This is a genomic window from Vibrio sp. QJM3NY_39 (genome assembly GCF_057785895.1).
Genome location: NZ_CM173505.1, coordinates 2,694,232 through 2,716,294 on the forward strand (window position 1 = coordinate 2,694,232; position 22,063 = coordinate 2,716,294).

General features: G+C 44.1%; 22 protein-coding genes. 3 read left to right on the plus strand and 19 right to left on the minus strand.

Annotation, left to right across the window (positions count from 1 at the left end; genetic code table 11):
* Positions 1-9: 9 nt before the first annotated feature.
* From flaG to AC3CHU_RS12020, 17 genes are all read right to left on the minus strand, one after another.
* On the minus strand, positions 10-435 hold the full coding sequence (gene flaG, locus AC3CHU_RS11940) for a flagellar protein FlaG (protein ID WP_004736191.1): 426 nt from the start codon (positions 433-435) through the stop codon (positions 10-12).
* Positions 436-516: 81 nt separating this feature from the next.
* On the minus strand, positions 517-1,647 hold the full coding sequence (locus AC3CHU_RS11945) for a flagellin (protein WP_004736190.1): 1,131 nt from the start codon (positions 1,645-1,647) through the stop codon (positions 517-519).
* A 618-nt stretch (positions 1,648-2,265) separates the two neighbouring features.
* Complete coding sequence (locus AC3CHU_RS11950) at positions 2,266-3,399, minus strand: flagellin (protein WP_004736189.1); 1,134 nt, start codon at positions 3,397-3,399, stop codon at positions 2,266-2,268.
* A gap of 715 nt (positions 3,400-4,114) precedes the next feature.
* Positions 4,115-5,251 carry a flagellin gene (locus AC3CHU_RS11955; RefSeq protein WP_017076826.1) on the minus strand — a complete coding sequence of 379 codons (1,137 nt, stop codon included), beginning with the start codon at positions 5,249-5,251 and terminating at the stop codon, positions 4,115-4,117.
* Positions 5,252-5,674: 423 nt separating this feature from the next.
* On the minus strand, positions 5,675-6,865 hold the full coding sequence (gene flgL / locus AC3CHU_RS11960) for a flagellar hook-associated protein FlgL (protein WP_004736186.1): 1,191 nt from the start codon (positions 6,863-6,865) through the stop codon (positions 5,675-5,677).
* Positions 6,866-6,874: 9 nt separating this feature from the next.
* A complete protein-coding gene (gene flgK / locus AC3CHU_RS11965; protein WP_488524615.1) occupies positions 6,875-8,755 on the minus strand; it encodes a flagellar hook-associated protein FlgK in 1,881 nt (626 codons plus the stop codon).
* A gap of 221 nt (positions 8,756-8,976) precedes the next feature.
* On the minus strand, positions 8,977-9,912 hold the full coding sequence (flgJ, locus tag AC3CHU_RS11970; RefSeq protein WP_004736183.1) for a flagellar assembly peptidoglycan hydrolase FlgJ: 936 nt from the start codon (positions 9,910-9,912) through the stop codon (positions 8,977-8,979).
* A gap of 10 nt (positions 9,913-9,922) precedes the next feature.
* The gene (locus AC3CHU_RS11975) at positions 9,923-11,014 is read right to left on the minus strand and encodes a flagellar basal body P-ring protein FlgI (RefSeq protein ID WP_017106350.1); all 1,092 of its coding nucleotides are present in this window, start codon (positions 11,012-11,014) and stop codon (positions 9,923-9,925) included.
* A 94-nt stretch (positions 11,015-11,108) separates the two neighbouring features.
* Complete coding sequence (gene flgH, locus AC3CHU_RS11980; RefSeq protein WP_065206830.1) at positions 11,109-11,885, minus strand: flagellar basal body L-ring protein FlgH; 777 nt, start codon at positions 11,883-11,885, stop codon at positions 11,109-11,111.
* A gap of 88 nt (positions 11,886-11,973) precedes the next feature.
* A complete protein-coding gene (gene flgG, locus AC3CHU_RS11985; protein WP_004736180.1) occupies positions 11,974-12,762 on the minus strand; it encodes a flagellar basal-body rod protein FlgG in 789 nt (262 codons plus the stop codon).
* A 21-nt stretch (positions 12,763-12,783) separates the two neighbouring features.
* Positions 12,784-13,533, minus strand: a complete 750-nt coding sequence (gene flgF, locus AC3CHU_RS11990; protein ID WP_488524616.1) for a flagellar basal-body rod protein FlgF — start codon at positions 13,531-13,533, stop codon at positions 12,784-12,786.
* Positions 13,534-13,803: 270 nt separating this feature from the next.
* Entirely contained in the window at positions 13,804-15,108 is a 1,305-nt protein-coding gene (gene flgE / locus AC3CHU_RS11995; RefSeq protein ID WP_017076830.1) for a flagellar hook protein FlgE, read from the minus strand.
* Between the two features lie 50 nt (positions 15,109-15,158).
* The gene (flgD, locus tag AC3CHU_RS12000; RefSeq protein WP_004736177.1) at positions 15,159-15,872 is read right to left on the minus strand and encodes a flagellar hook assembly protein FlgD; all 714 of its coding nucleotides are present in this window, start codon (positions 15,870-15,872) and stop codon (positions 15,159-15,161) included.
* A 17-nt stretch (positions 15,873-15,889) separates the two neighbouring features.
* Positions 15,890-16,303, minus strand: a complete 414-nt coding sequence (gene flgC / locus AC3CHU_RS12005; RefSeq protein WP_004736176.1) for a flagellar basal body rod protein FlgC — start codon at positions 16,301-16,303, stop codon at positions 15,890-15,892.
* Between the two features lie 4 nt (positions 16,304-16,307).
* A complete protein-coding gene (gene flgB, locus AC3CHU_RS12010) occupies positions 16,308-16,703 on the minus strand; it encodes a flagellar basal body rod protein FlgB (RefSeq protein ID WP_004736175.1) in 396 nt (131 codons plus the stop codon).
* A gap of 255 nt (positions 16,704-16,958) precedes the next feature.
* Positions 16,959-17,786: a protein-glutamate O-methyltransferase gene (locus tag AC3CHU_RS12015; RefSeq protein WP_004736174.1), complete on the minus strand. Its 828-nt coding sequence runs from the start codon at positions 17,784-17,786 to the stop codon at positions 16,959-16,961.
* Between the two features lie 11 nt (positions 17,787-17,797).
* Positions 17,798-18,724: a chemotaxis protein CheV gene (locus AC3CHU_RS12020; protein ID WP_004736173.1), complete on the minus strand. Its 927-nt coding sequence runs from the start codon at positions 18,722-18,724 to the stop codon at positions 17,798-17,800.
* Positions 18,725-18,801: 77 nt separating this feature from the next.
* On the opposite strand from AC3CHU_RS12020, the gene flgA reads away from it, so the two are divergent.
* From flgA to AC3CHU_RS12035, 3 genes are all read left to right on the plus strand, one after another.
* Complete coding sequence (gene flgA / locus AC3CHU_RS12025; protein ID WP_488524617.1) at positions 18,802-19,548, plus strand: flagellar basal body P-ring formation chaperone FlgA; 747 nt, start codon at positions 18,802-18,804, stop codon at positions 19,546-19,548.
* A 179-nt stretch (positions 19,549-19,727) separates the two neighbouring features.
* Positions 19,728-20,045 carry a flagellar biosynthesis anti-sigma factor FlgM gene (gene flgM, locus AC3CHU_RS12030; protein ID WP_004736171.1) on the plus strand — a complete coding sequence of 106 codons (318 nt, stop codon included), beginning with the start codon at positions 19,728-19,730 and terminating at the stop codon, positions 20,043-20,045.
* A gap of 66 nt (positions 20,046-20,111) precedes the next feature.
* Positions 20,112-20,537, plus strand: a complete 426-nt coding sequence (locus AC3CHU_RS12035) for a flagella synthesis protein FlgN (protein WP_488524618.1) — start codon at positions 20,112-20,114, stop codon at positions 20,535-20,537.
* Between the two features lie 284 nt (positions 20,538-20,821).
* On the opposite strand, the gene flgP is transcribed toward AC3CHU_RS12035, so the two are convergent.
* Entirely contained in the window at positions 20,822-21,253 is a 432-nt protein-coding gene (flgP, locus tag AC3CHU_RS12040; protein ID WP_004736169.1) for a flagellar assembly lipoprotein FlgP, read from the minus strand.
* Positions 21,254-21,262: 9 nt separating this feature from the next.
* Entirely contained in the window at positions 21,263-21,898 is a 636-nt protein-coding gene (locus tag AC3CHU_RS12045) for a FlgO family outer membrane protein (protein WP_004736167.1), read from the minus strand.
* Positions 21,899-22,063: the final 165 nt, after the last annotated feature.

Genomic DNA, 22,063 nt, shown 5'->3' on the forward strand with positions numbered 1-22,063 from the left:
TAATACGACTTAAACCTTCACCTCAAATATTCTACTATTTGAGTTTTGGGCTGCTAGGCGTCTTAGAATTTCAAGCATTTCTTCGTCAGGGATCTGGCGAATAATATCACCGGTTGTGGTCTCATAAATGGTAACCACATCTCTCCCCGACTCTTCATCGACTTTAAAGGCAACACCCTTGTTGAGAGAGGAGATAAACTCGTTTACCTTCTCTACCATCTTGACTCGCTCTTCATCGTTTAACTCTTGTCGATGTTGAGCTAATTGAATCGCCGCTTCAGTAGCTTGCTCTTTCGATTTTTCTACCTTGCCATAAGATGTTGCTTCTTTCAGTCGTGAAGTGCTCGACGCACTACTACCTTCATCGCTTGCAAATTTAATGCCATTAGGTGAGCCATAAGGCTGGATGTTCGATGCGTTGGATGGTATTTCCATAACAGTCTCCCTCCCTCCTTTGTGAGCCATACAGTAAAACTCTACCCAGAGTAGAGTTTACCGCTACTTACCGAGGTAAGTTTAGCCCAATAAGCTTAGAGCTGCTGATGGTGATTGTTTTGCTTGAGCTAGGATAGAAGTACTCGCCTGTTGTAGGATTTGAGACTTCGTCATTGCTGTCGTTTCTTTCGCGTAATCAGTATCTTTGATACGGCTCTTAGATGCATTAACGTTTTCGTTGATGTTATCTAAGTTGCTGATTGCGTGGTCAAAACGGTTTTGGAAAGCACCAAGAGAAGCACGGTTACTATCAACAGATTTTAGTGCGCCATCAATGATAGATACCGCTTCGTTCGCGCCAGCAACCGATGTTACGTCAATGTCGTTAACAGTCACGTCTTTAGCTGCACCAATACCAAGTTCACCTGCAAGGCTGCCGCCGAACTCAACATCACCTTCAACTTTTTGACTTGAAGCGAAAAGTTGCAGTTTGCCGCCTTCACCAACTGACGCTTTAACGTCTTGGCTCTGACCATTGATGTAAGTTGCTAGCTCTTCCATATCGTTGCCTTCCTTCGCAGAAATAGACAACTCTTGTGCTTCACCAAACTTATCGTTGTATTTGATAGTCAGATCAGAACCTGCAGCTACACGCCAAGAAGCATCTTTGCCTTCTGTAACGCCGTAGCTCTTGCCACCCATGTCTTGAGTGTCAGTACGCATGTTATTCATCGTCAGCATTACTGCTTCACCAGAATCTGCACCGATTTGGAAAGATTGGCTGCCGTAAGTACCGTTAAGAAGCTTGTTACCACCAAAAGAGGTCGTTTCAGCAATACGGTTAAGCTCTGTGTTTAGAGCAGAGACTTCTTCTTGGATCGCAACACGTTCAGATTTGCTGTTTGAACCATTTGAAGATTGAAGAGAAAGGTCACGCATACGTTGCAGAATGTTGGTTGACTCATTCATTGCACCTTCAGCTGTCTGTGCAATAGAGATACCATCATTCGCGTTTTTCACAGCCATATCTAGGCCACGGCTTTGCGACGTTAAGCGGTTAGAGATTTGTAGGCCTGCAGCATCATCTTTTGCGCTATTGATTTTATAGCCAGAAGACAAACGCTCCATTGATTTTTGAGTACCTTCAGCCGCGCTATTTAGGTAGCGCTGAGCCGTCATTGCAGACACATTAGTGCTTACATTAATCGCCATAGTTGATCTCCTTTAGGCATTTTTTAATGTACTTATGTGACTCTCACCTCACACAAATACATGTCAATTTTGTTTATGCACCAGTGTCTCTCTCACCTTACATTGGTACATATCATTTCTCTCAATCCCTTTAACGGCCCCTTAATTAGAAGCTTTAATAAAAATTGCGAGTTTTTTCGTATTATTTTCAACAACAAGGAAAAGTGTGATCGGGCTTCAATTAATAGGGCGACATTCGCTAAAGCTTCCCGTCGGCTTAGATTAATGAGCATGGTATTGAATATAAAAACCAAAAGAGATCCCTGATATCTCGTTCTACTCGATTCTGGGATGACGAATAACGGCTCAATTTGTTGATTTACATTCCGTCATTCCCTACAGCGGGGGACGAACGTGATAGGGAATCTCGCTTTTGCTCCTGCTTACCAACATTGCACTTTTCCAAATACACCTTCGCCAAATTACAGGCAATAAAAAACCCAGCCGAAGCTGGGTCTGTTTAGCGCTCATCTCTCACCACGAGCTAATTTGTGGAAGCCTAACGTTAACGTTTATGATCAACAGCACTTATGATCAACAGCGCTTATAACCAACTTGGCAACGTGGCCTTTAAATCAATTAACCTAGTAGGCTAAGTGCCGAGTTCGGAGCTTGCTTCGCTTGAGCAAGAATCGAGCTTGAAGCTTGAGAAAGGATCTGAGACTTAGTCATCTGAGTCGTTTCTTTCGCGAAATCGGTATCTTTAATACGGCTCTTAGATGCATTAACGTTTTCGTTAATGTTGTCTAAGTTGCTGATCGCATGGTCGAAACGGTTTTGGAAAGCACCTAGCTCAGCACGGTGGCTATCCACATACTTAAGTGCCGCATCGATAACTGCTACAGACTCTTGTGCTCCGCCAACTGATGTTACGTCGATAGTATCAACCGTTACGTCTTTGCCAGGTTGCATACCTAGTTCGCCAGCAAGGCTGCCAGAGAATGCCACTTCGCCTTCAACTTTGTTGTTACCAGTAAACATTTGTAGCTTACCGTCTTCAGTTACAGACGCTTTAACAGAGTCTTGTTGACCGTTGATGTACGTTGCTAGCTCTTCGATGTCGTCGCCCGCTTTCGCAGACACATCGATTTCTTGTGCTTGGCCGAAGTTATCAGTGAACGACATTTTTAGGTCGTTTGCGCCAGCTTGAACGTTCCAGTCTTTGTCTTTCGCATTCTCAGTTTGGTAGCTCTTACCACCCATCTGAGCGTTATCAGAGCGCATGTCTTTCAGTTGAAGCATTACCGCTTCACCGTTATCCGCACCGATTTGGAATGATTTAGTACCGTGAGTACCGTTAAGCAGCTTGTTACCACCAAAAGACGTCGTTTCCGCGATACGGTTTAGTTCGTCGTTCAGTGCTGTTACTTCTTCTTGAATCGCTACACGCTCAGATTTTGAGTTTGAGCCGTTTGAAGATTGTAGAGACAAATCACGCATACGTTGCAGGATGTTGGTTGTCTCGTTCATTGCACCTTCAGCAGTTTGTGCAATAGAGATACCGTCGTTCGCGTTACGTACAGCAACATCAAGGCCGCGGCTCTGAACGTTCAAACGGTTAGAGATTTGTAGGCCCGCAGCGTCATCTTTCGCGCTGTTGATTTTAGAGCCTGAAGCTAGACGCTCCATTGATGTTTGTTGTGCGCTGTTTGCGTTGTTTAGGTAACGTTGCGCTGTCATCGCTGAAACGTTTGTATTTACATTCACTGCCATGGTGATTTCTCCAATTGATTTTCCGGTATAGCGGTTTCCGACGTCTCGGAAAACCAAGTAGTTCTCTCAAAGTTACTTTTAATAACGGCTCAAAATCCCGAAGCTTTAGAAAAACTTTTAAAAAACCACAAATAAAATATTAACTCTTTATTTATCAGCAATTTAAATTTCTCACTTTTCTAAAACAGCTATTGGATTTAATGGGCTAAAGATCCTAACTTGTTCAAAAAACACGCTAACTGTCGTTCAAATTAGTCAAAGCTCAGAAATGATCAATCACCAAAGATCATTGATGGGCATAAAGATTGTGCAATTTATCTAGCCAGTCAGAACATTTGTAACGAAGAAAATGGGGTGAATTCAAACTTAAGGATCAGAAATCTAAAGTTAGAAACCAGTGGGAAACGCAAAAGACAGGAAAACAAAAAGGTAGAAAGCAAAAAGATAGAAATAAGAAAGATAGAAAACAGAGAGATAAATAACAGAAAGGAAAAAGCCCCTTTTCCTTTGAGAGAACCGGGGCTAGTTGGCAGGTCAGAGCCTGTGTGGAGATCATCGAGAAATGAACACATTTCTGACTCGCCGTTGCATTCTTACCGTAAAAATGAATAGCAGGTGAGAGATGAGAGAGCTAAACACTCATAGTAAGTATGCTTGCCAGTTTCCCTTGCTGCATGGCTCACGTCTGAACACGAGCAGCAAGTTCAACCAATAACTATTGCAATAGTGTCATTGCAGAGTTAGGCAACTGTTTTGCTTGAGCAAGTATCGAAGTACCTGCTTGTTGCAGAATTTGTGATTTGGTCATTTGCGTCGTCTCTTTCGCAAAGTCCGTATCTTTGATTCGGCTGTTAGAAGCGTCTACGTTCTCTTGAACGTTTGCCAAGTTATTAATACTGTGGCTTAGACGGTTCTGTTTAGCACCCAAATCAGCACGCTGTGAATCTACGTACTTCATTGCAGAATCAATCACGCTGATTGCGTTTTGTGAACCTGCAACGCTAGTCAGGCTGATATCTTGAACCGATGTTGCACGGCCTTCACTCTTAATACCTAGCTCAGATGCTAGGCCACCAGAGATCGACATTGCACCTTCAAGGTCAGGTTCAGCAACAAATAGTTGAATGCGACCATCATCGGTAACCGATGCGTTCACAAGATCAGATTGACCATTAATGTAAGTAGCAAGCTCTTCAATATCATCACCCGCTTTGGTATTGATATCTAAAACGATGTCTTCACCCGCTTTGGTTCTGAATTCAAACTTAAGGTCGCTCGCGGTTGGCGGCACTTCCCAGCTTTTATCTTTACCGTTTTCAGAATCGAACGTAGTACCGCCCATACGGAAGTCATCAGCACGAACACTAGTGAGTCCCATAATCATCGCTTCACCAGAACTAGAACCAATCTGGAAAGATGCTTCACCAAATGAACCATTCAACAGACGACGGCCACCAAACGAGGTCGTTTCCGCGATACGGTTTAGCTCATCTTGAAGTGCCGAAGACTCTTCATTAAGCGCTGTACGTTCCGCTGCCGAGTTCGTACCGTTTGATGATTGAATCGCCAGATCACGCATACGTTGTAGCACGTTGGTTGATTCGTTCATCGCACCTTCAGCGGTTTGTGCAATTGAAATACCATCATTGGCATTACGCATTGCCACGTCTAAACCACGTGATTGCGCCGTTAAACGGTTAGAGATTTGCAGACCAGCTGCATCATCTTTCGCGCTGTTGATTTTATGCCCTGACGACAAACGCTCCATAGAGGTCGCTAAATCATTAGACGCTTTATTCAGGTAACGCTGTGCTGTCATAGCAGAAACGTTAGTGCTTACATTAATAGCCATTTTGCTCTCCTTATGAGTTCGCAAACTTTCTGCGAAGCGGCCAGCTTTACTCTCATATGGATAAGCACTGACCGTGTATTACTCGCTAAACCCTATGCAGGGTTTAAGATCTGTATAAATCATTTAATGACCAATACAGATACAAGTTATATGCCAAGTTTAATACTGTTTCGATTAATTTTTAATATATATAAAATCAATCACTTAAATTAAAACTTAACTCGATTTGGTTTAACTAGCTTGGGGAACAAAAAGTACCTTCGTTGACCCATTGCCGCTTTTTGCCGCTATTTTCAGACAGATGACATCTTGTATAAAAAACCGGCAAAGGTTGAAGTGATTCGCTCATACGGCATAGCACATACGGCAAAGAATCTAACTTCAATGGTGAGTGTTAGTTCACCACTAAATATCGATTGATCATTAAATATAGTTAAACAAGGTCAGGTCTTTGGTTTTACCAAACGCTTGTTGAGAAGCTTGCAATGCTCGAGAGTTTTCATTGAACTCAATGATGGCTTTCGAGTAGTCCAAATCTTCAAAGTTGCTTTTCGCTTTGGCTAAAGACAACTTAAAATCTTCATGCTGTTGCTCTTGAATATCCAGCGTACTTAAACGCGCACCAACATCGGTTCTCGCCTTGGTCAAATGGATAAACGCGGCGTGGAACTCTTCGGTTACTTGGTGCAATTTCGCTGTTGCTGATGCATCCGATACCGGGTTTTCAGCCTGCTCAGCAGCTTCTTTGAACGTATCAAAGATAGAGAAAGTCTCTCGCGGTTCTAAGGTGATCGAATCACCTTTAGTGATTTGGCCTTTGATTTGGATATTCAGCCCTTCATAGACAATGCCAGTCGAAGGATCAAAGTCTTCTGCGGCCACCACTGCGCCATCTTTTTCAAGTTGATAAGCATAATTTCCTGTCTGCATATCAACGAACGTCACTTTATACGTTGACCCATCTTCAGCTGAGTTCGTCGCACGTTCCAAAAGTAATTCAGAAGCGGGTTCGAGTTCGTACTGCGGTTCGTAATCACCAAACGGGTTATCTATTTCCATAAATAACTTACTGCCTGGATCATTCATCGCCATCTCGAAGCTACTCGCTACACGCATCTTTCGCTGATAGTCATCGCCCTGATAGCTGACGTTACCTTGGTTATCTCTAAAGAAGGGTTGATTCTTCGGCTTAGTACCCGCAAACGTGTAGTTACCCGACTCATCTTGAGAGTTAGCTAGATGCAGAAAATTATTTGATAGCTCTTGGATCTCGCGTTTCTTCGCTAAACGGTCCTCTGGAGAAAGCGCACCGTTAATCATTTCCATCACGGTTCGTTTTGCTTCATCAGCAAAGCCTTCGGTGTTGGAGACCAATACCTCATGATGCTCTAATCGATTACGAACCAAGACGATTGCGTCACTATATTGCTTAAGCTGCTCTGATTGCTGACCAATATTCTGTAAATAGTGAGTCGCAAGAGGATCATCACTTGGCGACTGCAACTTCTTACCAGAAGCAAGTTGCGCTTGATTGTGATGTATCTTGTTCTCTTGACGGCGCAAGTCGTTCTGAACAGATTGGTAATTGTGGAAGCTAGAAATACGATTCAACATTTATACTTCCTACCTCAGAGCCAAAATAGTATTGAACGTATCATTGGCCGCTTGCATGATGCGTGAGGAAGCCATGTACGCTTGCTGAAATTTCATCATATTTGCCGCTTCTTCATCGAGGTTAACCCCCGACACTGAAGCAATACGTTCCTGAGCGGATTCCTTTTCTAAGGTGGCAATGTCGCTTAAGCGATTTGCCGTCGACGCTTTCAGGCCCGTGTTGGTATTCAAGTTGTGGTAAAGGTCTAAAATCGTAGACTCGCCATCATTCAAGATCTTTCCAGTTTGGAGATCTTGCAGCTTACGCAAGTTACCGTTGTCACCCTCTGATGGGACAAGGTTTGCCGTAAATTTATCGTTTGCCACAGCGCCAGAGGTTAACTCGAAAGTTGTACCATTAATCGTAACCGGCCCTTCAGGTGGGTACGGCTGCGGCTGCATTAAAATATTGCCTTTCGGGTCAGTCACGGCAAACTGCTCACCTTTTGGTGAAACAATCACTTCAAATTCACGCAATTGACCGGCCGCTAGGATTTTGAACCCCGCCGAGCCTTTCGCAAACGTGGTCGATGCCTCATAACTTTGTGCGGCAATATCTCTAGGGTCTTTGGTTTCCATCTGAATCTGAGCCGCAAAGTTACGCGTTGGACGCAGTAACAGCTTCTCACCCAATTCAGGCGGGTTTCGAACTTCGACTCGCATCCCATCTAGATAAAAAGCATTGCCTGCTGAATTTGTGCTGACTTTTACCGTTTCACCGTCAGGTTTGGTCACGACATAGTCACTGCCGTCATACTTAAGACCATACTCGCCACCTTTCAAGGCAGAGGTGTCATCAATATATACGGCAACATCAGCCTTTGATTGGCTGCCAGCCGTCACGCGTGATTTCGCCACTCGCTCAGAGTTCACATCGGTGAAGATATCTTGGCCAACATTGCCATTGAGATCCAAACCTTGTGATTGAAGTGAGTTTACTTTCTCCGAGAAAGCCGTCGCCAAACGCCCAAGTTCATCCATGATGTCAGGAATGTGTTCGTCTCGCATATCGAGCATGGCACCGATTTTACCATCGATATCATTACTGGTAATCGGCTTCAAAGACTTACCTTCAACTATCGCCAGTCGACGCTGATGCGTATCAGGTAAACCATCAACCAACTTCAGTTGACTTGCTTCGCTACCAGAAACCAAGGTATGACCATTACCAATATGGACGTTAAATCCTTCCGCATTAGAGCGTGGCGTTACTGTCACTTTGGTGTAGCCAGATAACTCATTGATCAGCTTTTCGTGCTGATCTCGTAAATCATTGTGAGGCCCTGGTGTTCGCATCATCAAACGCTGAACATCACGAATCTCAACCGCAATTTGGTTAACACGTTCAATGCCGACTTCTAACTTTTTATTCGTAGAATCAGACTGTTGACGTACCGTTTCATGGAATTCATTCAAGGTTTTAGTGACACGCCCAGCTTTCTCTAACACGACCTTACGCGCACCCACATCATTCGGGGTATCGGCGAGAGTCTTAACGGAATCAAACCATTCGTTGAGGTTTTCTGGAATCTTCTTTGAAGCGACCGACGACAACATGCTCGACAGCATATCGAGGTTGGCTTCGGTATCGCCTTTGTTGGCGGCATTGGTTGTCGATAAGTTAAGTTCTTTGACGGCAAACTGATCCCAAGAGCGGCGAACATTTTCCACATGCACACCCATACCGTAGGATTGCCCACCGTACTGGCGCGGGTCATTCACACCTTGAATCACAGACTGGCGGCTATAGCCCTCTGTGTTGGCGTTAGAAATGTTATGACCTGTGGTGTTGAGCTGTCTCTGAGCCGTAAGAACACTTTGTGCCCCTACATTCAGAAGATCCGACGCCATAATGCCCCCAAAAAAACTTAACAAAACCAGAATGAACTGATTAACTACAACCGCATATTACTAAGATAAAAGCAATATATGTGCCAACACAAACGATGGAGAGTTAAAAGACAATAATTTATTGAAGTGTAAGGAGATAACTATGGATTACGCGTAAGAACTGAAGGGACGGAGAAGAAAAGAGCCTGCCAGTAGCAAGCTCTCTATGTTGATTTATGACGCTAGTTCATCTCATCAATCTTGGCTTTAACTCGTAAAACCTTGTCTGCATAGTTAGGGTCAGTTGCGTAACCAGCCTGATGAATACCCTTGATGAAATTCTCTGAATTGCCTTGATGCTGTAGCGCCGTTTCGTATCTTGGATTTTCGTTCAAGAACTTCACGTAATCATTAAAGCTATCTTCGAAATTAGAGTAAGAACGGAAGGAAGCTGACTCTTTAACGGCGGTTTTGCCATGGAACTCAAGAGTTTGAGTCGCGACCTTATCGCCCTTCCAACTTCTATCTGCTTTGATGTTAAATAAGTTATTGCTGTTGCCCAAAGAGTTCTTAATCATCTTAGAGCCCCAACCTGTTTCAAGTGCCGCTTGTGCTAATAGCAGTGACGAATCAACGCCAAGTGCACTCGCCGCTTTTTCAGCGTAAGGCTTCATTGAGGTAACAAAAGATTCTGGCGAATCAAATGAAGCGGGTTGTTTTGCTGCTGACACGTCTGTTGTTGACTTAGCAGATTGAACTTCAGAGACTTTCTCTTCTGAACGACCTGAATACTGAGGTCTTTCCAGTGAGGTATCAAAACCTTCACTGCGAACCTTGTCTTCTGTCGCATCACTTGCTTGACCTGCACTTAGCTGAGCAACAATCATGTCCGCAAGGCCTAATGAACCTGAAGCACTCAACTCACTCGCCATTTGGTCATCTTGCATCTGACGATAAAACTGCTCGTTCTGGCTGTTCAGCATATCCGACTTAAAGCTAGAGTTAGCATCACGCATCGACTTAAACAGCATTGAAGTAAAAATCGATTCAAACTGTTTTGCCGCCGCGGTTAATGCTTCTTTCTCGCTGCCTTCTTCACCGTTTACGGCTTGTTGACGAAGACGGTCTAAACTACCGATGTCGTGAATAAAGCCGATGTCATTGTTATTCTTAATCATGCTTTATTCCTTAGATAATGATCAATTGGCCTTCAATTGCACCGGCTTGTTTCAGTGCTTGAAGGATTGCCATTAAATCAGAAGGCGCTGCGCCCACTTCGTTGACCGCTCGAACCAAATCATCCAGCGTTAGACCCGGTTCAAACTTGAACATCTTGCCATCGGCTTCGGTGACTTCGATATCAGAATCAGGAACGACGACCGTTTGACCACCAGAAAATGCATTCGGTTGGCTCACGTTGAGGTTTTCTTTGATTGCGACCGTCATACCACCGTGCGTTACCGCTGCCGCTTTTAGGCGCACGTGCTTACCAACCACAATGGTACCGGTACGAGAATTAACAATGATTTTTGCAGAACCCTCTGCAGGGTCAAATTCAATATTTTCAATGGCAGATAAGAAAGCCACACGTTGGCTGATTTCACGAGGAGCGCGAACTTTGACTGACGTCGCGTCGACCGCTGAAGCCATTTGTGGGCCTAGGAAATTATTAACCGCGTCAGCCAAGCGCTGAGCCGTTGTAAAATCGGATTGGATTAGGTTGAAAGTGATGTAGTCACCACGGCCAAATGGAGTTGGGATTTCTTGCTCAACCGTCGCACCGCTAGATATGATACCGACGTTAGGGTTGTTACCGACAATCTTAGAACCGTCGTTACCTTGTGCACTAAAGCCACTTACTACCAAGTTACCTTGTGCGACCGCATACACTTGACCGTCTAGACCTTTCAGGAAGGTCTGTAGCAAGGTACCACCACGAAGGCTTTTTGCTGAACCGATAGAAGACACTGTTACGTCAACTTCCTGACCTTGCTTAGAGAACGCAGGAAGCTCAGCGGTAACAATTACTGCCGCTACGTTTTTGGTTTTTGGCTTAGTGCCAGGCGGCAATTGAATGCCAAAATTTTGCAGCATCGCGTTAAACGTTTGATCGGTAAAGGGAGTTGTCTCACCTGTACCCGGTAAACCAGTCACCAAACCATAACCGACAAGTTGGTTACTACGAACACCCGCCACTTTTGCCACGTCTTTGATACGCGCAGCATGGGCACTGGTGGCAAGAAATAGCATGCCGAATAGTACGAGTGTTAGTTTTTTCATTGAATAACCTGTCTGTATTGCTTTAATTTATAATAGCTTAGCTAAATATGGCTGCGTGATAGAGGCTGTCAGTATCTCGACACCCTCTCAAGCTTTACAGTGATACATTAAAGAATCGTGCCAAGAATCCAGGCTCTTGCATATCTTTCTGCACGCCCGTACCTGAATACTGAATTCGTGCGTTAGAAACACGGTTTGAAGCGATGGTATTTTCGAAGTCTATATCATCAGGACGAATAGTGCCGCTTAGGCGGATGTACTCATCGCCCGTGTTCAGTGTCATCCACTTTTCACCACGAACCACTAGGTTACCATTGGCTAATACTTCGATAACTTCAACGGTAATGTAGCCGCTGATGCTGTTACTTTGGTTGGCTGACGCATCACCGGCAAAGGTGTTGGTGTTACTCAGATCATAAGAAAAATTGTACTTGTCGATCGTCAACTCTTGGCCACCAACTGCCAGCGGCTCCATTGTTGCATCATTCGACTTAGACATGTCTGCGTTGGCTTTCTTGGTCGCTCGAGTATTCTCGTCCAACGCCACGGTAATGATGTCACCAATACCACGAGGTTTTGAGTCGTCATACATGCTGCCAATGTGATTAACATTGAACAGTGAGCCCGTTGCTGCTGCGTAGTGTTCTGGTTTTTCTTTTGGGTTGATTGGCGCCCATGCAGGGTCACCAGCAACTGGATCGGTACGACCACGAAGCGTGTCGATAATGCCTGAGCTCTCTTGAGCCGACTTATCACCTTCCACTGCATCAACTACTGTGGTTGCGTTTTCTTCTGCTGGAGTCTCGATCGGATCCAGTACAGCACAACCCGTCATAGACATAAACAGAGCTAAACAAAAAATACGTTTCATGGCAATATACTCTCAGCAGGCAGTGGTAAATGGATCAATTAGCAAAAACAGATCTATTAATTAAAAAAGTAAACGGCAAATAAACCAATTACAGCTGTTGGTTAACAAAGCTCATCATCTTGTCTACCGACGAGATAACTTTCGAGTTCATTTCATAAACACGTTGAGCTTCAATCATATTAACCAGCTCTTCGGTTACGTTGACGTTCGATGTTTCTAGCATCGACTGACGAATATTACCTAAGCCATCAAAGCCAGGAACACCCTCTTGCGGGTCGCCACTAGCACCGGTTGGTAAGTAAAGGTTTTGACCTACAGGCTCTAAACCACCTGGGTTTACGAAGTCAGTGATGGTGATTTGGCCAACCACGACGTTGTTTTGCTCACCACGTAGGCGTACTGATACTTCACCGTCGTTACCAACAGTTACCGAAATCGCATCTTCAGGAATCACGATTTCTGGTTGCAGAGCATAACCTTGACCTGATGTAACGATCGCGCCGTCACCGTTCAGAGTGAACTGACCATTTCGGCTGTAACCTGTTTCACCATCTGGCATTTCAACTTGGAAGAAGCCGTCGCCTTCAATCATCATATCTAAGCTGTTAGACGTCGTTTGCGCGTTACCGTGAGTGTGCACTTTTTGAGTTGCGACTACTTTTGAACCTGCACCTAACATCAAGCCACTTGGCAGCTCAGTATTTTGAGACGATTGGCCACCTGGCTGGTTGATATTCTGATAGAACAGATCTTCAAATACCGCACGGCTCTTTTTAAAACCAATGGTCGAGGCGTTGGCAAGGTTGTTCGAAATCGTTGAGATATTGGTTTGTTGTGCGTCTAAACCTGTTTTACTTACCCATAATGCTGGATGCATAGCAAATTCCTTTAAATTCTATTAGCTCATACGAAGCAGTGAATCAGACGATTTGTCCATTTCCTCTGCTGTGCTCATCATCTTGACCTGCATTTCAAACTGACGTTGTAAGTCAATTAGGCTGGTCATTTCACCTACAGCATTTACGTTACTGCCTTCGATGGCACCTTTAAGCAACGTTACCGCTGCATCTGCTTCGTATGCCTGCTCTGGGTTTTTCGAACGGAATAGACCATTCGTATCTTTAAACAAACTTTGGTTGTCTGGGCGTACAAGTTTAATACGGTCAACAATCGCTAATTCTTCAGCTGGAGCGCCTTGAGGAATCACCGAAATCGTACCATCTGTACCAATTTCTACTTTGCTGACCGGGATTGGGAGCGTGATTGGTGCGTCATTCTCACCTAACACCAAGTGACCGCTTGCGTTGGTTAACAAACCGTTTTGGTCAACCTTTAGATTACCATTACGCGTTAAACCTTCACGGCCTGTGTTATCCATCACTGAAATCCAACCATCACCTTGAATAGTGACATCAAGATCTCGGCCAGTGGTGACCACACTACCTTGTGCGAAATTATGACCCGGACGTTCTGTCATGCTGAAAACACGAGTAGGCATGCCTTCACCGTACGCTTGCATTGAACGTGCTTGTGCTAAATCAGCACGGAAACCCGTTGTACTTACGTTGGCAAGGTTGTTAGCACGTAGCTGCAAAGCTTGCATATTTTGCTTAGCGCCACTCATGGCAAGAAACAGTGCGCGATCCATAATTTTGCTCCAAAAAATCATCTTCTGGGGCTAACAAAGCAAACACTGTGCCAGTATTTTTAACTGTTATTTATCAATAGTTTAAATAGAAAACAACGAAGAAGAGGGATCACAAAAGGATCATTGAGGAAGAATTGTTGCCAGTGGCATTACCGTGCGGCAATAGGGGCGGCAAATAGAAAAGTAAACAGCCATATCAAATTCAGCAACAATACCCAATTCAATAACATTGAATTGGGTATTCGCAGATGATTCAAACGCTCGAAACGATTAACGAATCTGAAGAATATTCTGTTGCAGTTGGTTGTGTACTTCTAGAGAACGAGAGTTCGCTTGGAAGTTACGTTGAGCAGAAATCAAATCAACCAGTTCTTGAGTCATATCGATGTTCGACTGCTCTAGCGAGCCGTTGTTGATGCTACCAAATGAACCTTTGTTCGATTCACCCCAGATTTTAGAACCTGAGTCATTAGTAGAATCCCACTGAGTGCCGCCTTTCTTATCTAGGCCTTGCTCATTGGGTACACGAACCAAGCCTACACGGCCAAGCATCACGTTTTCACCATTTGAGTAAGTACCTAAAACACTGCCGTACTCATCGAAATCGATTTTAGTTAAGAAACCTGTTGTCGCGCCATCTTCATCGAACTTAGTCAGTTCAAATGGAGCGGCAAACTGAGTTGATGAATCTAGACCAAACTTAAGCACCTGCGTTGGATCTGCACCGTTCAAATCAATTGGGTTAGCTCCTGCACCTAGTGCTTCAGAGTTAATTGGTTGGCCATTGTTAAGGCTCGCCAATGTACCGTCATTGTTGAACTTCATTGTGTGACCAACATGACCTTGTGCATTTGTTGCATCACCACCCGTGATGTTGACCGGCTTTTCACCGTTCTCATCTGACATGGTGTAGTACGTCTGCCAAGTGTTTGGTTGAGTCTGATCTTTGAGGTAGTAAGTCGTTAACTTGTAAGACTGACCCATAGAATCGTATACCGTCGAAGACGTTGCACGGTTATAAGTATCAGCATCTTTGAAGTTAAATGCAGCCGGGTCTTTAAGATCACCGTTTGCAGGAAGGTTAACTCCTACTTCAATGTTTTCTGTCTGTTTTGGCTTACCAAACTCAGCAGGAATGTCGAGAGGCTTTGGCGCGTAAGAAAGAACTTCACCCGAGTTTGGATCAACATCGTAACCTAAAAGAAACTCATCGTTAGCGGTAACCATGTAGTTGTCTTTGTTTAGGTGAAATGCACCATTACGCGTTAGTTCATTGATCTCCGGTACCATACGGTCTTTCGATACTGCAAAGAAACCTGTACCACTTACACGTAAGTCCATTGGGTTGTTCGTATAAATACTTGAACCTTCATGGAACTGTTGCGCCACTTGGCTAGCTTGCGCACCGCCACCTGCCGTCGTTTTTGCGTTAGTGAATAACGAACTTGAGTAAACATCGCCAAACTCCGCACGTGACTCTTTAAAGCCGAATGTGTTTGCGTTCGCAATGTTGTTACTGGTTGTATTCAGGTCTAGTTGTGCAGCGGATAGACCGCTTAAAGCTACATATGACATTCCAATATTCTCCTAATCTCTCTAGCTAGCATAATCACTCTTTTAAAGCGTTACGCTTTACCAACTTCTAGTACTTCAGCAAGTCGTACTGGCGATGTGAAACCAGCCAGATTGAGTAGTACGTTGCCATCGCCCTTACCAAGAAGCACACTGTTCACGTTCGCATAACTGGAAACTTGGAACTCTGTGTTCTCGCCATCCAGTAAACCCGACGCTTTCACGTTGTATTTACCAGCCGGCAATGGGTTACCGTCTTCGTCTTTTCCGTCCCATTCAACACGTGTGTCGCCTGATGGTTTAGAGCCGATATCAAAAGTGCGAACCAATTGTCCAACTTCGTTCTCAACACGGACGATTACATTGTCCATTGCCTGAGGAAGCTTAACCATTGACGCCATACCGCCATCACCGGGTTTCACACCTGCCGCACCAGGAACCAATACATCGCGGCCAACCAAAGAGGATGCCTGTAATGCTTGGTTAGAAGTCATTGATGAATTCAAGCTTTCAAACTGTGTATTCATTTTGCCAATGCCATCTACGGTCGCAAATGAAGCCATTTGCGCAATCATCTGGTCATTGCTAACCGGCTTAAAAGGGTCTTGTTGGGCTAATTGCTTAGTCAACAAAGATAAGAAGTCTTCTTGTTTAAGATCCTGCTTACCTGTTGTTTCGTCGGGCTTTTTAGCGCCATCTTGAAGACTCTTCAGCTGGTCAACATAGGACAAGCCGCTTTGACCAACATTGTTGTTGATTCCAGCCATGTGCTACCTCCTTATCCTTATTGACCCATCTGCAGCGTACGCAGCAGCATTTGTTTACTCGAGTCAGCAACCTGCACGTTTGTTTGGTACGCGCGTGATGCCGAAATCATGTTTGCCATTTCTTCCATAACGTTCACGTTAGGCTTGTAGATATAGCCTTCGTTATTCGCTAATGGGTGATCTGGGTTGTACTCCGCGCTCAACGGCTTATCGCTTTCCACAATACCTAATACTTTCACAGGCACAGTGTGACCACTGTTGCGTGCTTTATTTAACTCAGCGCCGAACACTGCGTGGCGAGCCTTGTAAGTTTCTTCAGCAGAACTACTTACACTGTCCGCATTCGCAAGGTTGCTCGAGGTCGTATTTAGACGAACAGATTCAGCACTCATCGCAGAACCAGTCACATTGAATACATTGAATAAACTCATCTAATTATTCCCCTTTAATCGCTTTAGTTAAATTCTTGAACTTACTTCCTAGGAAGTCGAGAGAGGCTTGATGCCTAATTTGGTTTTGCATGAAAAGGTTTCTTTCCAAATCCAAATCAACCGTGTTGCCATCTCCTGTATCAGGTTGGGTAGGAATTCGATACTTCGTTTCCCCGTTCACCGTTGTTGAGGCAGAAATGTGCCGACCATCTGTACGGCTAAGACCAATGCTTGCCCCAGAACTTGCCGCTTGCAGCGATTTCTTAAAGTCTAATCCTTTTGCTTTATACCCAGGCGTGTTTGCTTGCGCGATATTGGTGGAAAGCACCTCAGCGTTACGCTCACGTACACCAACTGTGTGCTGGTGAATGCCTAAAGCATTGTCAAAAGAAATAGCCATGTAAACCTCAACTCAAGAACTGACTGTTATGAGATAACCAAAGCAATATATATACCAACTTTTAAAACAAAGCGGGCTATCAATACTTTTACAGGTTACTCGTGGGTAAACTTGCAATATACAAGCCAAAAAATAGAGTAAATTGGAATGTCACTCTGACTTAAAGATATAGGTTAAGCCGGAAAAAGAAAACCCAGCACTTGGCTGGGTTTTGAAATTAGGCAGTAACGTTGCACCTAGTACTGGTGCCACTCATTACTTTAATTTGTAGATGATGCCTGGATTACAGCGAACCATTTCAAAACGATCCGTTAAGCCTGTTAACGATTCAGACGCACCCAATAATAGGTAACCACCAGGATTCAGGCTGTTTGCCATCTGGTTAAGTACCTTTGATTTCATATCAGGCGAGAAGTAAATCAGCACGTTACGACAAAAGATGATGTCGAACTTACCTAACAATGCATAGCTGTCCATCAGGTTCTGAGGGCGGAAGTTCACCATGCGCTTAACGTTATCTTTCACTTTCATACGGCCATCGCCCGCATCTTCAAAGAAAGTACGACGACGCTCAGGAGAAAGTCCACGTCCCAATGCAAGGTTGTCGTACGCGCCAGTGCGGCACATATCCAACATACTTGCTGAGATGTCAGTTGCGGTAATCGATACATTTGGCAACATACCTGGCTTACGAGCTTGAGTTTCAAGAATCGTCATTGCCATTGAGTATGCTTCTTGGCCTGAAGAGCTTGCCGCAGACCAAATCTTAATAGGACGTTTATTTGCCGCTATTTCCGGTAGAAGTTTATCCGCAAGCACAGCAAACGGGTAAGTATCACGGAACCAAAGTGTCTCGTTCGTCGTCATGGCATCGACTGCAGCCACGCGCAGCTCACGGTTTCGACCTGTTACTACATCTCTCAACAAATCAGACAACGAAGCTAACTTAAACTTCGTTACTAATGGGCTTAGACGGCTGCGCACTAAGTACTGTTTGCTGTCACCTAATACAATGCCACATTGAGATTCTAAGAAACGGCTGAAATCGCGATACTCTTGATCACTTATTGTTATAGCAGTCATTAATGTCTCTTTTAGTTAGTTAACGCAGCTTTTACCGCTGCACCAAGCTCATCGGGGTTGAACTTCGCGATGAAGGAGTTAGCTCCTACACGCTCAACCATGGCTTGGTTAAATACACCACTCAATGATGAGTGTAAAATTACGTATAGATCTTTAAGTTCGGCGTGACGACGAATCTCAGCAGTTAGCGTATAGCCATCCATTTCTGGCATTTCGATATCTGAAATCACCAATGAAATCTGATCGTAAATACTGCCTTCTGATGACATCTCCACCAGCTTCTCATAGGCTTCTTTACCATCTTTCACCGAAATAACTTCAAAACCAATCGACTCAATCGCACGCTGAACCTGCTTACGAGCAACGGTTGAATCATCAGCAATCAAGATACGACGAACCAATTCTTTACCTTGTTCTACTTCTGCGATTTCTTCAGCAATTTTGCTGTCCATTGTTTCATCAACAGGTGAAATCTCCGCTAGAATTTTTTCTACATCAAGAATTTCTACCAGCTCATTATCAATGTTGGTGACTGCAGTCAGGTAGTGGGCTTTGCCTGCACCATCTGGCGGCGGAAGAATCGACTCCCAGTGCATGTTAATAATGCGTTCTACTGAACTGACCAAGAAACCTTGGATGGTTCGGTTAAACTCAGAAATAACCACAAAACACTTTTCAACATCCGTTGTAGGACGGCCACCAATCGCTAAGCTCAAATCGATTACAGAGATCGTTTGGCCACGAATGTGTGCTACACCTTTAACCAGTGGGTTCAAGTTTGGCATTTTTGTCAGTTTAGGGCACTGAAGTACTTCTTTTACTTTAAAAACATTAATGCCGTAACGCTGACGCCCCATTAGGCGAAAGGTTAGTAATTCTAATCGGTTTTGACCGACGAGTTGCGTACGCTGATTCACTGAATCAAGAATACCCGTCATGAGCTCATCTCCATATCAAACTTTTTTGGATAAAAAGTGTTAGTCTACTGCAGGCTACGAACCACTAGAGAAACGGAATGATATATCATAAAACAAATCTGCCGCTTTTTTCCATAGCAATGTGTAGAGCTACTTTTAAAACTGTCGCTAAGTTTATCGGCATTTTATCAATATTGTTTAGTTTTTTTGTACAAGCTGCGACTCCAGAGCAAATTGAAATGATTCAGTCTGCGGCGGAACAACACATCCTAGAGACAGTTGAGCAGCCACAAGGCGGCGAACTCTTTGTTAACTCAGCAAATGTGGACTCTAGAATCAAAGCAACAGATTGCCCTATTCCTCTAGATACCAGCGCCTCAACCACCAACAATACCCGCAGTAGTATTACGGTTTTAGTGCAATGTGTTCCTGATGAGTGGCGAGTTTACGTGCCGGTACGCCTTTCAATGTCAGTACCACTAGTCACAACAACACGCTCACTAGCAAGAGGCGAAATCGTTGGTCAATACGATGTCACCACCGCTATGATTTCGCTTAACAAGTTTCGTCGCCAAGGTTTCACCGCTCCCCAACAAGTGATCGGCGCTAAGGTAAAAAAGAACCTGAGGCCAGGTGATGTTGTCGAAAGAGGCGATATCTGTGTCGTATGCCGAAACGAGAAGGTTATCATACAGGCAGTAAAAGGTGGCATGACCATTACCACCAAAGGGACTGCGCTTACGGATGGCTCAATGGGTGATCAAGTAAGAGTGAAAAATGATAAATCACAGCGTATAATTGAAGGTATTGTTACCAGCATGTCTGAAGTCACGGTTTACTTTTAACTCTTTACTTCTAAATTGACGGTATCGTTAGTTATTTTGCTCTCAACTTTAACGCCAAAATATAACGGCTGCGGTGTTTTGTCCCTTTTCGACTATTGAGCTAAAAATTGCTAAAGTATTCGAACCCTTGGTCGATATTGACTGTACAGGTTCCCATTTTTGAAGAAAAAGGCTTAACTATGGCAGGCATTGATAATATTCGTTCAGGGCAAACCCTAACGACCACTAACCGACCAACAGTACGCTCTGATTCTAGCTCTGAGGCATCACGTTCTGATGTGTCAACTAAATCACCAGCAAGCAAAGACGCGGTTTCACTAAGCCAACAAGGCAAAGCGATTGGTCAGCTCCATCAAGACATGGCTGCACAACCAAGCTTTGACTCTGTAAAAGTTGCTGCGATCAAAGAAGCGATTGCGAATGGTTCATACACTGTCGATCCAGAAAAACTGGCTGACAACATGATCAAGTTCGAAGATGAATTAAAAGGCCTTTAAGAAAACACTAACTTTTCATTGAAGTTATTGTCTTAAAGTACACGAGGTTATGAATAGGTTTACGTTATGGCGGCACTAGCAGATTTAGTTAATTTTCAACTTCAAAATGCCAAAGCCTTATCTGAATTACTAAGTTCAGAGAAAACCGCTATTACGAGCCGACAATCAAACGATATTGAGCGAATCGCCAAAGAAAAAGTGGTCCTTGTTGAACAGCTAAAATCAACCGATCAACGAATTGCTACCCATACCAATATCTCAGAATTGACCGAGAACCCTGAACTTGCTCAGTTAGTCGCGACCATCAAGTCCATAGTGCACGACTGCCACCAAGCGAACCTAGTCAATGGCGAAGCCTTGAATCGAGCACACCTTAGTTTCAAAAAACTCAGCAATATGATGCAGCAAAGCCATGGTAAAATTGGTATGACTTACAATGCCGGTGGCCAAACGCATACGATTTCTACGCTGGGAACCAATGTAAAAGCCTAATTGGTCTAATCTTCTTCGCACAACACCCTTCTTGCTTGTATCTGTATCTGTATCTGTATCTGTATCTGTATCTGTATCTGTATCTCAGCCTACCCTTCTCGCTACACCGTCAAAGTCTCTCTAAACCTGTAAATGCCCCTAATAAACGATAAACACAAAAAAGCGGCAAGTATTTTTATACTTGCCGCTTTCTTAGTCATAACCGTTATTGGTTGCCGATACGCCATCTGGAAAGCGAGTGGCAGCCAATATAATTAGGTAAACTAAACTGGATGCTCCTAAAACTAGAACAACGTTTGTTGTCTCTTCTCAGGCACTGCCTGAACTTCACCGTAATTACGTAGCTGTTCCATCTTACGGATATCTAATTGGAGCTCTGTTACATAGCTATCACCCACTGGGTAGCTGCGCACTACTTCTGCGCCACGGATTACGCCATCAACTGCACCAGAAGTACGTTCAGTGCCAAGGCGTTGATCTTCCAGCTCTGCTCGGCCGCTCACTCGCATGCCATACACTTGTTCAGCAAGTTCACGATAAGCATCGATCTTGGAAGCTCTCATCGCACGAATGCGCCTTTCCTCGTCGTTACGTCCCTTTTGCTCACTGATACTCGCGTAACCAACGGCAACTAAGTAATCATCTGGCCTCATGTTTTGCAGAGGCTGACAGCCAACAAGCAGTAAAGCGGCAACAACAAATATTAACTTCTTCATCTCGAACTCCTAGGGGCGAAGAATAACGGTGTAAGGCTGAGTCATCGTTGGATCAGAACGAATAATGACACCATCTTGAGTTCGAATGCTGTTCAGAGTATCTAGATCTCGACCAATACGATCCGCTGGCAAAAAGCCTTGCGCGGAAGCTACCACAATACGAGTTTGCATACCTACCACACGAGCATTAACTAGAACACCGCCCTCTTGGCGAAGCATAGTGCCTGTCAGCACGTACTGGACATCTTGCTCTTGAGCTAAGTCTTTCCAATCACGGCTTAATGCAAAATCACCTTGGTGAGTGACTTGGATAGAACCTGTTGTTTTAAAATCAACCACCTTGAAGCCACGACGCTGAAACTGATGAATGAAGCCTTCTGATACCGAGTTTCCTAGCCAGTTTGTTGTGTCCATGTGTTGCAGGTCAACAAACGAAGTTATCGCAATTGGAGTTCTTGCTGAAATACTCGTATTCGAAATGATCAAATCTTCAGTCATACTTTCCACGAAAAAGTCCATGGTATGACGAGGGCTGTCCATCAACATAAACTGACTGCCTGAATATTCAGACTTGCCGTTATAGATCGGCGAATAAGCGCATGATGTCAGTAACATGACACTCATTACTACGAGCCATTTTTTCATTCTCTAATCTCCAGATATGTTTAGTGCTACCTATTCCAATATGTTCTCACCATTATTCTTTTCAATGGATTACAATGTTGGAACAGTCTTTGCTTTTCATTAATGGTTCAGATTAAGAAAAACGCACTTAAGTCAGCTTCAAGCTTATAGTTATTTGTTAAGCAA